Origin of the sequence: Haloarcula pellucida, from assembly GCF_014647235.1 — an archaeon.
Lineage (GTDB): Archaea > Halobacteriota > Halobacteria > Halobacteriales > Haloarculaceae > Haloarcula > Haloarcula pellucida.
The window spans coordinates 320,351-333,619 of the sequence record NZ_BMOU01000006.1 but is presented as its reverse complement, the minus strand read 5'-3'; the positions used below and the strand labels follow the sequence as shown (position 1 = coordinate 333,619).

The following is a 13,269-nucleotide window of genomic DNA, read 5'->3' as shown; positions in this document are numbered from 1 at the left end:
ACTGGCTGGCCACGTGTAGGACCCGGCGGACGTTGCCTTGATCCGGACCTCGTTGCGCGTCTCGTTCGTGCTTCCGAGGCCCATGAGTGATGCGTTCGTCGTCCACGAGAGACCAATCTCATCCTCTGTGGTCGTGTCTGTCGAGAGCCCCGACGGCGCCGCGGGGCTGGTGTACTCGTGAAGGTTGTCGCTGACGACGACGCTGTCGAAGGCCGTGAACGAGTAATTGCCCTGGAACTCTTGGGCGACCTCGAGGCGGGCATCCGTCGAGAGATAGCTGTCGGGCACTGATATCGTGGCGAACACCCAACCCTGCTGATTGTACGCCCAGTCGTCGGTCTGCAGTGTCTGCCACGCACTCCCGTCGTACCACCGCACTCGGAGCGCATCGACGGCGTCGGCTTCCCACGACGCCGCCTGCCACCGGAGACGCACGTGGACATCGGACTCGCCCGAGAGGTCGCCCAGTTGCTTGCGGAGGTACCCACCGTCGAACATCTCGACGGCGTATGAACCTTCAGCTGGCGACGTATCGGCAAACCGACTGTCCAGCGTCTGAACAACGCCAGAGGTTTCGCCGGCCCCGTCGGGGAGGTTCGTAGAGTCCCACGCCGATGCGTCGCCGCTCTCGAATCCGTCCTCGAAGTAGACGTTGCCTTCGTTACCGTAGTCGGCGATGACGTATTCGCTGCCGCGCGATGAGTTGTTGAAGTGCCTGATCTTGAACTGGTACCGGGCGTCGTTCTGTAGCGCGACGCCGTCGTAGGTCGTCCCGACGTTGTAGGTGGCGGTGACACTGCTGCCTTTCGCGTCGGTGCCTGATGCGTTCGCATCGGCGGCGGTGAACGCGTCGAAGAACGTCCACGAGCCGTATCCCGAGCCCGTGTCCTCGCGGTAGTAGACGTCGAAGTACTGGCCGTCGTCGCCGACGAGGTCGGTCTGCCATGTTACCGTCAGCTCCACCGTCGACGCATCGGGGCGGTTGACCGACGGCGTCGCAGGCGGGACTGGCGTCGTGTAGACCGTGTCGCTCGTCACCCAGCTGCTGGTGCCGGTCGTGTTGACCGCCCGGACGCGGATCTGGATCGAGGAGTCGGCGCCGACCTGCTTGCCGTAGGCGGCATCGCTGGCCGGTCCGTAGGAGTAGGTGCCGGCGCTGCCGGGCGACGAGGGGCCGCCGGCCGGCGACACCCACGACCCGCCGTCGCGCGAGAGTTCGACATCGTAGCTGTTGATCGGCCCGTCACTCGTGTCGGCATCGAAGCTGAGATCGACCTGATCGTCAGCGACATAGGTTGCGTCGACGTTGTTGGGCGCCGCCGGCGGGTCCGGGATGCGGTACTCGACGTTGTCGATGTACCCGGCCCAGCGCTGCGACCGCTCCTCGTAGACGTGCCAGCCCGCCTCCTGCAACCCGACGCTGGTCGCCGGCGCCGATGCCGCCGTGAACGTGATCGTTTCGCCGTTGAAGGTGATGTCGTAGGACCCTCCGCCCGTGTGGATGATTGAAACGTCGGTGTAGAGCGTGTCGAAGGACCACGAGCCTGTAAATTCTACGCGGTCCGCAGTGTTGTTGTCGACAGCTCCGGAGTCCACGGCGGCGACGTTGTTGCCCTCGAACTGGATGTGCAGCAGCGCGTTCCCCTGTTCATCGAGGACCTCAAAACCGGGGCCGTATCGGCTGTCCGAGTCGTTGCCGTTCCCATCGGTAATCTCGACATCGAACCGCCAGCCGGTGATCTTCTGGGACGTATCCTCGAGGCCGGTTCGCGCTTTACCCTGCGTGAATGAGCCATCAAGCACCCAGTCTCCGGTGTTGTTCGTATCGTCGTTGATCAGCTGGATATTGCCACTCTGGGTCCAGTCGCCCCAGCCAGTGCCTCCCCAGTTGCTGCGAAGTTGCCACTGCGCCATTATTGTACGACCTCCCGAGCGACGAGCCCCTGATCAGCGCCGGGGTCGTAGATCTGCCCGCTCGCTGCCGGATCGAGTAGGTCCTTCACCCCTGGCTTCGTCCCACCCTCGCCGTCGACCTCCATCCACAGCGGGTCCGTCCAGCCCCGTTTGACCGAGACGTCCAGCGGGTACTCGCTACTGCCGTCGCTGAAGACCACACGAGCGTCGGCGCGGGCCATCCCGATGTGGCGGATGTCGATATCCGTGACGCTCCACGACGACGTCCCGAGTGACTGCGTGGTCCACGTGCTGTTGGCGTCGTCCCAGCGCTCGACCGACAGCGCCGGCGACTGGTCGACGCGCAGGCGGACCAGACCGTTGGAGATGACGCGCTCGCCGGCGTACTCGTGGGCCGTCGAGAAGACCTTCGCGGCGGCGACCACGCCATCGCTGTCGGTTCGCGATCCAACGCCTCTGTAGTCCCAGACGCGGACGTCGACGTCGCCCATGCTGGCATAGTCGAGATCGTACGTGAGCGTGGCGTTGGCGTACGGCGCCGCCTGCAGGTCGTAGATCTCGACGTCGCCCAGCTCGGCGCTGCGGGTCGCGACCAGCGACGGCGTCGACGTGTCACCAGTCTCGCGGTCCAGCCACTGCACCTGTGTGGCCGCCGCTGGCACACCGACTTCGGCCGTCGTGGCGTTTCCGAACGGGTGGTCGACCTGGCCCCGATTCGTCCGCACCGCTCGCCGTTTGTTGGCCCGACTCCCCTCGCGGGTGATGGCGAGGGTGTACTGCTGGAGCCAGTCTGCGGCCTGTGCCTCGACGGCGTCGGCCTCGACACGGTCGATGGCGTAGTAGCCGTCTGCATCAGAGTCGCGGGCGCCGTAGATCGGGATGGCGCCGTCGACCGAGGCCAGCTCTTTCAGCTCTCGGGCAAGCTTCCAGGCGTACCGTCCCCGGTAGTAGCCGCGGATCTCCTGTGTCCCGGGCTCAGTGCTGATGGGCTCGACCGCCCCGCTGTCCGAGCCGAGCACACCGAGCGCGCTGAGGTTCTTCTGCGTCGTGTCCGATGGCGGTCGCTGCCCCACTCGTGGGAGCGGGAGGACGTAGGCTTGTGGTGCTGTCATGCGTTAGGATTTGGACTGCTTCTGGCCGTCCCACGGGGCCTCCAGCGACGCCGCGCTGGCGAAGTTGATACTGACCGTTGCGGTCGAGGACTCGCGTTCGGTGTCGTGGACGATCTTCGGTTCCTCAGGGACGACGTCGATCGGGTCGAACCGCCCACCACTGCTGTACTCGCCGACGTGCAGACTGGCGAGATGTCCCTCGGGATAGTTGCCGTCGCCAGGTCGCGAGTCGATCTCGGCGCGGATGAGGGCCTCGTTCAAGACGGCCATCTTCTCGAGGACGGTGCCGCCGGCGGCGTCCCACGTCCCGCCGTTGCCGGTCCCCCACTGGTTGGTGTTGTCGCCGGTCGTGATTTCGGCGTCGACCTGCACGACCGCGACGCCGCCGCCGAGGTCGGTGTAGAGGCCCTTGCGCTTGCCGGAGAAGTCCTCGTTCAGGTTCAGTTCGGCGGCGATGTCCGACAGCAGGTCGATGGTGGTCGACCCGCCGCCCTCAGTGAGCCAGCCCGTGCGGACGGTATGCTCGACCGAGAGATTCTTGTCGAAACCGAATGCCAGTGCCTCTGTGCTGCCGTCGCCGTCGATGTCGAACGGCGGCAACTCGAATCGTATCGTTGTCATGATGGGTGAATCCTTTTTGTGCCTGTGTCAGTATGTCAAAATATGCAAATCCGCGAGTTCTGGCCGATGTACGCCCTCGGGGTGCTGGCGTTCATTGTGATGATTTACGGGATGTACGTCGGTGGTTTCGGCAATTCGATCTTCGGCGTTACTGTCCTTGCGCTGGTCGCCATCATCATCCGACAAAAGCGGACGATTCTGGATCTGCGGGAGCAGCTCTCTACCGACGATTGAGGTCACGCTTCAGATCGCGCTCGAACTCGTCAAGACGTCTGTCGACGATCCGCTCAGTCTCGCGCGTGTCCTGGCTTTCTTCGATTGTGACCTCGTTCGTCACCTCAACCGACGACTCGTTGCTGGACGTCGCGTTTCTGGTGCTCGTCGACTCTAACTCATCGGGCGTGACACGTCGCGTGTTCGACTGAGAGTTGGTGCCGAGCGAATCAAAGAGCGGTTTGTACAGTTTGGTCAGAAACCCGGAGATGGGGTCGGTTTCCTGACCGTTGGCGTTCATCGACATCCCCAACTCATCGGTGTAGAACTCTCCGACGCTTCCAGACCCTGTTGCGGCAGCTCCCACAAGCCCCGGTACGATACCGGCAAGTGGCCCAAGTGTCCCAGCAGCAGTTGATGGGCCGCCTTGGCTGGCTTTACCCGCGCCAGCCAGAAGTGCGGCGATAGATCCACCAGCAACAGCTCCTTTGATTAGATCTACGACACCACCGCCTCCGCCGCCACCACTGCCACTCCCGCCCTCATCACTCACCAACTCGGAGGCGGGCACCTTCTTTACGAGCGCCGACAGCTCAACGCTGTCCAGTACCTTGGCGGTGGCGACGCTGTTCAGCACCGATGTCGCATCCTTGCTGTTCAGTACCGACGAGACAGCCACTTTCGTGAGGACCGACGACGCGGCGACGCTGTTCAACACCTTGCTCGCGTCCTTGCTGTTCAGCACCGCCGTCACGTCCTTGCTGTTCAGCACGTCCGTCACATCCGTACTGTTCAGGATGTCGGATGCGTCGGAACTGTCCAGGACTTTCGACGCGGCAACGCTCGACAGGACCGACGACGCTGGTACCGCGCCAGTCAGGACCGTCGACAGCGCAACCGAGCCGACGACCAGCTCCGATGCCGGCACCGGCCCCGACACTGGCGTGCCGTTGCCCTCACCAGGCGTCGGCTCTTCGCTGGGGGCCGGCGTCGGGAGCGTCTGGCTGATCGCACTCGCCAGCACTGCGGCCGCAGCGACGCCGCCGAGACCGCCGCCACCGCCGTTCCGCCCACGACGGGGGCGTGGCAGGTCGAGACCGCCGCCACCGCTGCGGGCGGTCATCTCCTGCAGGTCCAGCTGCTGGCGCAGCAGGTCGTTGCGCTCACGATTCAGATCGAGGTTCTCGTCGAGATGGTCGGTCGCGGTCTCCAGATAGGTGTTCGACTGGTCGAGCAACTGGCGGGACATGGCGCGCTCGCGACCGGCGATGCGCCGGTTGCCCGACGCGGCCTGCCGACTCGGACTCGGCGACGCGTTGACGTCGACGGAGACGCCCTCAATCTCGCTCTTGAGGGCGGCACTCGCGCCGTTGACGCTGGTGATCTCCAGCACGCCGGCGGCGGAGAACTCCGTCATCGGGACCACCCCGACGCCGTTTCCATCAAGGTTTGATGATAAAGATCCGGCTCCGTCAATGGCGATGGAGTGGGGTATGTCTGAGTTGTTATTATACCTCTTACGGTTTGGTACACTCCATCTACAAGCGTACTATCATCCAGAGCAAACAGATTTGCTCTACATTCCGACTCAACCCTCGCTGAGCGGCCGGTCGCCGATGTTTTTATCATCAAATCTTGATGGATGGCTCTACTCGTCATCGGTCACCCCTCCGGGAGCCCGCCCAGCGACTGCCGGGCTTCGAGGACGTCGTGGATGGCGAGCCAGTCCTCGATTTCGCCCCAGGAGAGCTCGTCGAAGACGCGCGGGTCACCGCCGCGGTCGATGTACATCGCCCTGGCATACCGATAGATCACTCCTCGGTCGACGTCGTCTTCGTCTGCTTGTCCCCGGGCGAGGTCCCGGAGGACGTCGCGTTTCCCTCGGGATCCATCAGCGCCGTGATCCGACCCTCGGCCCACTTGAGATACCACGGATGGAGCTTCCCGACGGCGCCGGCGATTTCCGCATCGCGCATGTCCTCGCCGACGTAGGGCGCTTCGACCGTCCCGTCGGCGATGAGCAGGATACTGGACGTGCCGCTGCCAGCGTTGGGGTCGGACTCGAGGTCGTTCTCCATGTTGGCGAAGGTCCGCGCCCGCACGGCGCCGAGCGTGACGCCGTCGACGGGCTCGTCCCACATCGGGAAGTCGTCGTCTTCGTGGGCGTCTTCGCCACCGCCGCGGCCGGGGCAGGCCCAGATGGCGCCCTTGCGCTGGGTCTGCAGCGTCTGTCTCGTCTCGAGGAGCGCCGCCTCCTGGTCGCTGCCGTCTTCTGTCTCGTCGGCCTCGGCCTGCAGGTCGGCGATGCGGTCGTCCAGTCGGTCGATTTCCTCGGCGAAGTCGAAGTGCGTCTCGTTGAACGTGCCAGTCATGCGAAAGTCACCGCCGGGTCACCGTTGACGTTGAACGTCGTCGCGTCGGTCGCGTCCTCGGTACTGATGATCTCGTTCCACTGGTGGCTGTCGGGCTTCAGCTTCGCGAGGTTGTACGTCCGCAGCGTCGTCCCGTCGGGTGCGTTCAGCACCAGCGTGCCGGCGACGCTGTCGAGCGTGTCTGGCGGTGCGCTGGTCGACGACCCACGGGCCAGATCCATCCGCGTCTCCTCGACGAACGTCGCTTCGACGTCGAGCGTCGCCGACGGGGCAGCCGTGACGCCGCGGTTCGGCGTCGGCGTCCCGCCGCGCTGGAACCGTGCGAGGTCTGATAGCGTCAGCGTCGCCGACTGCATGTCCGAGACGCTGGTGCCATCGATGGACAGATCCGTGCCGTGCCACGCGACAGAGGAGCCGTCGGTGACTGGCGTCGCCGTCGTGAGATCCGTCGACGGATCGGGCTTCTGGTCGGCGTAGGCCAGCGACAGCGTGTACTGGACCTCGCCGCCCTGCTGGTAGTTGATCGAGTACTCCAGCGGGATGCACCCGAGGTACTCCTCGGTGGCGGTGCCGCTGGGGTACTGCACGCCAGCGAAGACCCGGCCCGACGTCGACAGTCCCGGTTGGATCGTGTCGGCGGCGTTCAGCACGAGGTTATCCTCGATCTTCGTGTGGACGTCGGCGCTGACGATCGCCTCGATGGTGATCGCGCCCTCGAAGTTTTGCTTGACCGACTCGACGCTCCAGGCCGCATCCGCTTCGCGCAGCTCTTGCAGTTGGTTCTCCAGCGATGGGCCCTCGCTCAGTGTGGGGTTACGCCCGAGGTGGAAGAGATCGGGCGTCCCGTCGCTGTCGGCGTCGACGAGCGAGCCCATGAACGACTGCTCGCCACAGGCCACGAGGGTGCCGGTCCCCGCGCCCGTCATGCTGTACCTCCGCTATACGCGTGTCTCATGATCATGAGTAACTCCTGAAAACCTGCCGCGTGGTGTCCTCGACGCCGGCCGCGGCGACCGACGGGTCATCAGTCTTGCGTGTACTGAAAAAGCGGCGGAGTCACGGCAACTCTTCGAACCCGTCGAAGGCGACGTCGACGCGCCAGTCGTAGAAGTCGGCGTACTCGCTCGACAGATCGGCCTCGTTGGTCAGCAACAGATGCGTGTACGACGTTCCGGTCCGACCGGCATCGGGGTACGTCCGCGCGCCGTACAGCGCCGACCGGATGCGGTCTTGCAGCTCACCGAACGGCACGCCGTTGGTGCCGTCGGGATCGACGTGGCCCCACTCGCTGTGATGCAGACCTTCGGCACGCAGCGAGACGACACGCTCGACGTCGAGGTCGAACTCGGTGCCGATGGGAGACTGCGAGACGTCGGCGGACCCGGCGCTGACGAAGACTCCCGACTGCAGTTCGCCGGAGCGTGAGCGGATCGGCGTCGTCATGTCGACCGCCTGCGACCCCTCGTAGATGCGGCTGTCGTCGCGGTCGACGCGCTTGATCACGACGTCGTCGCCGTTCTCCAGCGTGTAGTCCGTAGCGACGCTACTCACCACGCTGGCGAGTTGGTCCAGCACCCAGTCGACCTCGGTGCTACTCACTGGCTGACCTCCCGGCGGAGCCAGTTGAGCGAGTCCCGGACGGCCCGGCTCTCGGGCAGCCCCGTCGGTTCCGTCTGCGGCAGGAACGCCGTCCCGCCGGGGAACATCTCCGCCAGACCCGGGTACTCGCTCTTGTCGAACTCGAACACCAGCAGCGGGTCGCCGTCGACCGTGTGGTCGCTGGTCCCGAACTCCCAGAACGGCATGGCCTCGTGGCTCCACGACCACTCGGCGTGGATAGACGTCCGGTCTCGGGCGACGTCGACGCCGGCGAAGCTCTCGATGAGCGGGTCGACGTGGTAGTCGTTCGTCGACGCGTAGCTCTCGAGTTGCTCGTGGGCCTGCCGGACACTCCGGAAGACGAGGTTGTTGCGCTCGCCGACCAGTTTGTGTTCGATATCGTCCAGCAGGGCCTGCCGGGCACTCTCCGCCGGCGCGTTGGGAACGGCGATGTCCAGGACGGCGCCGATGGGGTCGGTCTGGAACGCCAGCGAGACGTCGACGGTGACCGGAATCTGGGCGACGGCCACGTCACTCGTAGACCTCCATCAGTTCCTCGGCTTTGCGCTCCAGTTCGTCGGCTTTCGTCTCGACGTTGTAGACCGTGGCGTTCTGGGGGATCTCGATGACGGCCTCCTCGACGAGGTCCGCCGCCGCCCAGTTCGCGACGGCCCGCCGGACGGTCCGCGGGATGCCCTCGTGGCCATAGTCGAAGTCGACGTACACGGCATCGGAGAACGACGGGATGTCGTCGTCCATCGCGTGGACGTCCAGATACAGCTCTGAGACGCCGCCGTTGTTGACGCGGACCCAGTAGTCCTCGCCGCGGTGGGTGTTTCCGACGCCGCCGTCGTAGTCGTTGCTGGCGACCCAGTCGTCGAAGGCGCCCTCTGCGTTGACGACCGACAGCGAGTTGACTGCCTTGGCGTCCTTCCGAGCGAGCGTGATCCGCGTGTACGCCGGGACGGTGTCGTCGACCGGCGGCTCCAGTGACTCGGGGCGGCCGAACGCGATGCGGATCTCCTCTTTCGGATCCTGGTAGTGCTTGCGCCGGCGCTCGTACCGCGGCCCCGATTCGAGGAGTGCGTCGCTGTTCTGTCGATACCGGTAGCGCTCGTTCTCGCTGGCGCCGTGGACCATCCCGCCGTGGGTTGGGATGTCCTCCTCGTCGTCGCGCGTGTTCGTCGACGTCGGGATGTCGACGTTCGACGCCTCGTCGAGGATGGCGGCGCCGGTCGGGGCGTACCAGTGGCGGTCGTAGGTCTTCTCCAGCCACTCGGTCCGGGAGACGATGGCGTCGGCGGCGATCCGCGTGTCCTGGGTGACATCGCCGGGGAGGCTGGCTTTCCGCAGCGCTCGGCGGAGATCCTCGGTCGTACAGTAGCCAGTCGCCATGTCGTGTTACCTCGGGTTGTTCCGAGCTTCGATGCTGTACGTGACGCCGTTGCTGCTGGTCACCTTGACCGTGTCAGCCTGCGGCGCCTCGACGATGTACGAGCCCACCGCCGAGAGCGTCCGTTCGTCGACCTCGTAGGTGCCGGCGGCGCCGACCACCTCGACGGTGATGGTGTCGTCGGCGTTGCCCTCGAGGTCCTCCAGCGCCACGCAGATCGCCGGCGTGTGGTACTGGCTGATGTCGCCAGTGACCGCGTTGCCGGCGGTGAGGCTCTGGGAGTCGGCGAGGACCGTACTGTCGTACCACTTCGGCATCGGTTAGTCCTCCCGGACGGCGTTGATGCGACCCTGAATCGCTTCGATAGCAGTATCCCGGTCCTTTCCAGCCTCCTCGGCGTCGTAGACCGCGGCCAACACGTCGACGTCGTCGATGTCGCTCAGTTTGTCGCGAAGGTCTGCGACCGAGTGGTCGCTCGGGTCAGGAATCGGGCCAGCCCCATCGGGCGGCCCGTCCTCCTCGTGGACGTCTTCGTCGGCTGGCCCGTCCTCAGCAGCGACAGCGTCGTCGACGCGCTCGAAGTCACCGCGCTCGTCACAGAGGTACGCGGCGTCGGCAGCGCCGACGTCGGCACGATCACCGTGGGTGAACTCCCCGATGTCACGGATGGTGACCCGGGCGCCGGACGTCTTCTCAACGACCGGCATGGTCAGGCACTCCCGGTGCCAGCGACGACCCAGCCGCTGGTCGTGCCGTCGATGTTGCGAACCGTTGCGGTCGCGCCGGCGCTGCTGAGGTTCGCTGGCCCGGTCCCGACGAAGTCGGCGTCGGCGAACGACAGCGTCGGCGTGTTGGCCCCGCCGTTGTGGACGACTGTGACCACGCGGCCCTCTTCGGCTGCAGTGTCGAGGTCGACTGCGTTGGTCCCGTCGGCTGTGACCGCATGGACGTCGGCGTCTGCCGGCACTGTCGTCGAAGCGCCGTTCGCCGGCGCGTCGGTCGCGACCTTCCCGGGCGCACCGTCGTTGAGCGGGTCGCCGTTTTCGTAGCGCTCCCGAATCTCGGCGTTGGTGGTCGGTCCAGACATCACTCACCACCTGCCCACTCGAACTCGGGCTCCTGGACGACGTCGTACTCGTCGCAGTTCTCGACCAACTCGGTCGCACACTTCGCCAGTGTCTTGAGCTTCTCCTCGCGGCCGACGGCGTCGGGGTCGATGTGGAGCCGTCCCTCATCGTCGGTGTAGATGTACTCGTCAGGGTGGTTCTCGATGATGTGGCCGGTTTCGTCGTCGAGGTAGAGCGTCATCGCTTACTCACCTCAGGCGATGTTCTCGACGAGGACGCCGGCCTGCATCTGCTTGATCTGGAAGTCGAACTGCCCTTCCAGCCAGTTCCGGGAGTGGAGGCGGTTCTCGTGGACCTTGTCCGTGTCCGTGGTCTGGTCGAGCTCCATCTCCTCGAAGACCCCGAACGCGAGGTTGTCGGGGTCGGTCAGCATCGCGTAGCTGTCGGGCCAGCCGTTGACGCCGACGACGTCGTAGCTGAACGGCGTGATGTCGTTGTCGCCGAAGATGACCGCCGAGCCCAGCGGGTCCTCGCGCTCGGTCAGGCTGAAGACGTACTCCTGGACGACGTCCGGCGACGTCAGGAACACGAAGTTGTCGGGATCGCGGTAGCGCGAGTCCAGCGTCTGGATCGCGTCATTGAACATCTTCGTGTCGACCGACGACGACGCCATGTCGACGGTCGGCATGGTGTCGACCTCGCCGCCTGCCGTCGTTTCGAGACCCATCCGATCCGACGCCGTGTCCTCGCCCTCGGCGATGGCGATCCAGCCGTTCCACGTCGAGTCCAGCGCAGCGGCGCCGCCGATAGACTGCAGGTTACCCGAGTCGGCGTTCGCACGGATCCCGATGAGGCCGACGTCGTTGAACCAGCGCTGGATGAACTGGTCGACGATGTAGTCGCCGAACTGGTCGGGTCCGTAGTGGGTGTTCTTGAGCGCGTCGCGGGTCGGCTCGACGAGGATGTAGTACTGCTGGTCGGTCGCGTTGAACGCGACGTCCCCGTCCGAGTTGGCGGAGTTGGACGTTCGCGTGCCCTCTTCGGCACGGGTCGACCCCGACAGCTGCGGGACGCCGAACATCGGGACGTCCATCTCCAGGCGCTCGAGGACCATGGTGTCGGCCATCTCCAGCACCTGGACTTCTTTCTGGGCCCGATCGAGGAACTCCTCGGTGACGTCGCGCGGGAGCTGGAAGTTGTCGAGCGTCGCGAGGTCGACGTCCTTGCTGACGCCGCCGGCGACCTGGTTCTGCGTACGGACTGCGTCGATGGTGTTAGTGCTCATCTGTAGTCACCTCAGGAGAGGGCCTTTCCCAGGTCGCTGAGTCGGTCGCCGTCCTCACCCTCGCCGGAGCCCTGCGCGAGCTGCTGACTGCCACTGGCCTCGCGAGAGATCGCGTCGAGTCGGGCGTGGAGCGCCTCGATGTCGGCCTTCGTCGCTGCGGCGCCGTCGGCGTCCTTGTTGGCGTCGCCGTCGTCCTCGAACCACGAGTCGACCTCGCTCTTCGAGACTTCGGCCACGGAGCCGTCGGGGAGCTCTACCTCGGCGGTCTTGTCGGCATCCGCGTCGCTTCCGCTGTCGCCGTCGACGGCCTCGGTGAGGCTCTTGACGGCGTCGGTCAGTTCGTTGATCTGTTCTGCGTTCTGCTCGGCGAGGGACTTGTCCTCACCAGTGTTCGTGTCAGAATCGTCGGACATGTCGTCGGCAGCGGTCGTGCTGCCATCGTCGGCCGGCGTGTCGCCGCCGGCGGCGTGCTTGTCGTCCTGGTCGTCTTCGTCTTCATCGCCGCCTTCGTCGTCCTCGAACGACCACGCACGGGCGTCGTGCTCAGAGAGGTCGAAGTCGACGCTGTCCTGATCGGTGAACCGCGTCATGCCGTGGTCGACGCCGGCGTCCTCGAGGACATCCAGCCCGGCGTCGATGGAGGCCATGATCGACTCGCGATTGCCCTTCGAGAGCGTCCGTCCCTCTTTGTCCCGGTTGGTCGGGAACGTCGGGTCTGGGCTCGGGCCGGTCGCATCTGGGGCGGAGAGAACCGACATGGCCGCCTTCCCGACGCGCTCGAGGAACGATTCCTTGCCGGGGTCACCGGCGCCCTCCTCCTCGAGCGCACGAGTCAGGTTGTCCCACATCCGCTCGGCGTCGTCTTCGGAGTGGCCGCGCTCGACGGCCTCCTCGATGAAGGCGTCACGGTCGCCGAGGTGGTCGCCCAGCCGCTTCGTCTCGAGGATCTCCGCGTCGGGGACAGCCGGGATGTCGACGGCGCTGACCTCGCGGATGACGCCGTCGGTCAGCTCCCAGACCATCGCGTCGTCGGGGAGCTGGTCGGGGACGTCAACGTCGTCGACGGCGTCGTCCTCACCGATGAGGTACGGCCCGTCCCACTCGACGGCTTTCGCGCCGATGGAATAGCCGCTGTAGACGCCGTCCTCGACGAGGTCCCAGGTGCCGGCGTCGTCGAACTGCCACTCCTGCACCCACGCACCCTCGGGGGCGGTCTGGCCGCCGATGTCTTCGGCTTCGTCGAGGACCTCGTTGCGCTCGAGGGACATCCACTCCGACGGCCACGCGGCGTGCATGATACCGCCGTCGGCGCTGCCGGAGTCCATCAGCGCGCCGAACTCGTCGGCGAACGCCCGGATGGTCTCCTCGCGAGCGAAGTCGTGCTGCAGGTCCGCCTTGTCGGGGACCATCACGATGCCGACCGCCCGCTGCTCGGCGTCGTCTTTCTCGACGAACTCTACCTCTTTGCGGAAGGCGTCCCCGCCGGCCTTCGTCACAGGTGGCACGGGTCAGCCCTCGCCATCGTCGTCTTCGTCGGCGTCAGCGTCGGCGTCCTTCGTCTTGTCGAGGTTTTTGGCTCGACCGGTCGAGAGGACGCCGCGCTTCTCGCCGCGCTCTGCGTTCTTATCAGTCATGTCGAGAATCCGTTGTGTCCCGGTCGAACCTCGCACAGGGGAGTCGGGCGCTCCCTGGG

The 13,269-nt window shown here is 65.6% G+C and carries 18 protein-coding genes; 1 reads left to right on the top strand and 17 read right to left on the bottom strand.

From position 1 onward, the window contains the following. The 3 genes from IEY28_RS18415 to IEY28_RS18405 form a co-directional block, all read right to left on the bottom strand. The coding region (locus tag IEY28_RS18415) for a phage tail protein (RefSeq protein WP_189001372.1) at positions 1–1,914 on the bottom strand (1,914 nt) is incomplete at its 3' end. Further along, positions 1,914–3,026 carry a hypothetical protein gene (locus IEY28_RS18410; protein ID WP_189001370.1) on the bottom strand — a complete coding sequence of 371 codons (1,113 nt, stop codon included), beginning with the start codon at positions 3,024–3,026 and terminating at the stop codon, positions 1,914–1,916. The genes IEY28_RS18410 and IEY28_RS18415, both read right to left, overlap by 1 nt. A 3-nt stretch (positions 3,027–3,029) precedes the next feature. Further along, positions 3,030–3,647, bottom strand: a complete 618-nt coding sequence (locus tag IEY28_RS18405) for a hypothetical protein (RefSeq protein WP_189001368.1) — start codon at positions 3,645–3,647, stop codon at positions 3,030–3,032. Between the two features lie 42 nt (positions 3,648–3,689). On the opposite strand from IEY28_RS18405, the gene IEY28_RS18400 reads away from it, so the two are divergent. Then, positions 3,690–3,881 carry a hypothetical protein gene (locus IEY28_RS18400; RefSeq protein WP_189001366.1) on the top strand — a complete coding sequence of 64 codons (192 nt, stop codon included), beginning with the start codon at positions 3,690–3,692 and terminating at the stop codon, positions 3,879–3,881. On the opposite strand, the gene IEY28_RS18395 is transcribed toward IEY28_RS18400, so the two are convergent. The 14 genes from IEY28_RS18395 to IEY28_RS20805 all read right to left on the bottom strand — a co-directional run bounded on the left by IEY28_RS18395 (position 3,868) and on the right by IEY28_RS20805 (position 13,210). Further along, entirely contained in the window at positions 3,868–5,253 is a 1,386-nt protein-coding gene (locus tag IEY28_RS18395) for a hypothetical protein (protein WP_189001365.1), read from the bottom strand. The two genes, IEY28_RS18400 and IEY28_RS18395, sit on opposite strands and share 14 nt — an antisense overlap. Positions 5,254–5,522: 269 nt before the next feature. Further along, a complete protein-coding gene (locus IEY28_RS20810) occupies positions 5,523–5,651 on the bottom strand; it encodes a hypothetical protein (RefSeq protein ID WP_268239456.1) in 129 nt (42 codons plus the stop codon). Positions 5,652–5,671: 20 nt separating this feature from the next. Next, on the bottom strand, positions 5,672–6,232 hold the full coding sequence (locus IEY28_RS18390) for a hypothetical protein (protein WP_189001363.1): 561 nt from the start codon (positions 6,230–6,232) through the stop codon (positions 5,672–5,674). Continuing rightward, positions 6,229–7,158 (bottom strand): phage tail tube protein, encoded by a 930-nt coding sequence (locus tag IEY28_RS18385; protein ID WP_189001361.1) that lies wholly within the window; start codon positions 7,156–7,158, stop codon positions 6,229–6,231. Before IEY28_RS18385 ends, IEY28_RS18390 begins: the two co-directional genes overlap by 4 nt. Before the next feature lie 130 nt (positions 7,159–7,288). Beyond that, entirely contained in the window at positions 7,289–7,831 is a 543-nt protein-coding gene (locus IEY28_RS18380; protein ID WP_189001359.1) for a hypothetical protein, read from the bottom strand. Beyond that, on the bottom strand, positions 7,828–8,361 hold the full coding sequence (locus tag IEY28_RS18375; protein ID WP_189001357.1) for a hypothetical protein: 534 nt from the start codon (positions 8,359–8,361) through the stop codon (positions 7,828–7,830). The genes IEY28_RS18380 and IEY28_RS18375 overlap by 4 nt, the downstream gene beginning before the upstream one ends. A gap of 1 nt (position 8,362) precedes the next feature. Further along, positions 8,363–9,226, bottom strand: a complete 864-nt coding sequence (locus IEY28_RS18370) for a hypothetical protein (protein ID WP_189001355.1) — start codon at positions 9,224–9,226, stop codon at positions 8,363–8,365. A 6-nt stretch (positions 9,227–9,232) separates the two neighbouring features. Next, the gene (locus IEY28_RS18365) at positions 9,233–9,541 is read right to left on the bottom strand and encodes a hypothetical protein (protein ID WP_189001353.1); all 309 of its coding nucleotides are present in this window, start codon (positions 9,539–9,541) and stop codon (positions 9,233–9,235) included. Between the two features lie 3 nt (positions 9,542–9,544). Beyond that, positions 9,545–9,931: a hypothetical protein gene (locus IEY28_RS18360; protein WP_189001351.1), complete on the bottom strand. Its 387-nt coding sequence runs from the start codon at positions 9,929–9,931 to the stop codon at positions 9,545–9,547. A gap of 2 nt (positions 9,932–9,933) precedes the next feature. After that, the gene (locus IEY28_RS18355; RefSeq protein WP_189001349.1) at positions 9,934–10,311 is read right to left on the bottom strand and encodes a hypothetical protein; all 378 of its coding nucleotides are present in this window, start codon (positions 10,309–10,311) and stop codon (positions 9,934–9,936) included. Further along, positions 10,311–10,532: a hypothetical protein gene (locus IEY28_RS18350; protein WP_189001347.1), complete on the bottom strand. Its 222-nt coding sequence runs from the start codon at positions 10,530–10,532 to the stop codon at positions 10,311–10,313. Before IEY28_RS18350 ends, IEY28_RS18355 begins: the two co-directional genes overlap by 1 nt. Positions 10,533–10,544: 12 nt before the next feature. Continuing rightward, on the bottom strand, positions 10,545–11,576 hold the full coding sequence (locus IEY28_RS18345) for a hypothetical protein (RefSeq protein ID WP_189001345.1): 1,032 nt from the start codon (positions 11,574–11,576) through the stop codon (positions 10,545–10,547). Positions 11,577–11,587: 11 nt separating this feature from the next. Further along, positions 11,588–13,081 carry an XkdF-like putative serine protease domain-containing protein gene (locus IEY28_RS18340; protein WP_189001344.1) on the bottom strand — a complete coding sequence of 498 codons (1,494 nt, stop codon included), beginning with the start codon at positions 13,079–13,081 and terminating at the stop codon, positions 11,588–11,590. Between the two features lie 3 nt (positions 13,082–13,084). Continuing rightward, on the bottom strand, positions 13,085–13,210 hold the full coding sequence (locus tag IEY28_RS20805) for a hypothetical protein (RefSeq protein ID WP_268239455.1): 126 nt from the start codon (positions 13,208–13,210) through the stop codon (positions 13,085–13,087). Positions 13,211–13,269 lie beyond the last annotated feature (59 nt).

Bases quoted from the DNA above. Each gene is read 5' to 3' on its own strand.
- IEY28_RS18410 (WP_189001370.1), bottom strand. From the start codon at position 3,026: ATGACAGCACCACAAGCCTACGTCCTCCCGCTCCCACGAGTGGGGCAG.
- IEY28_RS18405 (WP_189001368.1), bottom strand. From the start codon at position 3,647: ATGACAACGATACGATTCGAGTTGCCGCCGTTCGACATCGACGGCGAC.
- IEY28_RS18400 (WP_189001366.1), top strand. From the start codon at position 3,690: ATGCAAATCCGCGAGTTCTGGCCGATGTACGCCCTCGGGGTGCTGGCG.
- IEY28_RS20810 (WP_268239456.1), bottom strand. From the start codon at position 5,651: ATGTACATCGACCGCGGCGGTGACCCGCGCGTCTTCGACGAGCTCTCC.
- IEY28_RS18390 (WP_189001363.1), bottom strand. From the start codon at position 6,232: ATGACTGGCACGTTCAACGAGACGCACTTCGACTTCGCCGAGGAAATC.
- IEY28_RS18385 (WP_189001361.1), bottom strand. From the start codon at position 7,158: ATGACGGGCGCGGGGACCGGCACCCTCGTGGCCTGTGGCGAGCAGTCG.
- IEY28_RS18370 (WP_189001355.1), bottom strand. From the start codon at position 9,226: ATGGCGACTGGCTACTGTACGACCGAGGATCTCCGCCGAGCGCTGCGG.
- IEY28_RS18365 (WP_189001353.1), bottom strand. From the start codon at position 9,541: ATGCCGAAGTGGTACGACAGTACGGTCCTCGCCGACTCCCAGAGCCTC.
- IEY28_RS18360 (WP_189001351.1), bottom strand. From the start codon at position 9,931: ATGCCGGTCGTTGAGAAGACGTCCGGCGCCCGGGTCACCATCCGTGAC.
- IEY28_RS18355 (WP_189001349.1), bottom strand. From the start codon at position 10,311: ATGTCTGGACCGACCACCAACGCCGAGATTCGGGAGCGCTACGAAAAC.
- IEY28_RS18350 (WP_189001347.1), bottom strand. From the start codon at position 10,532: ATGACGCTCTACCTCGACGACGAAACCGGCCACATCATCGAGAACCAC.
- IEY28_RS18345 (WP_189001345.1), bottom strand. From the start codon at position 11,576: ATGAGCACTAACACCATCGACGCAGTCCGTACGCAGAACCAGGTCGCC.
- IEY28_RS20805 (WP_268239455.1), bottom strand. From the start codon at position 13,210: ATGACTGATAAGAACGCAGAGCGCGGCGAGAAGCGCGGCGTCCTCTCG.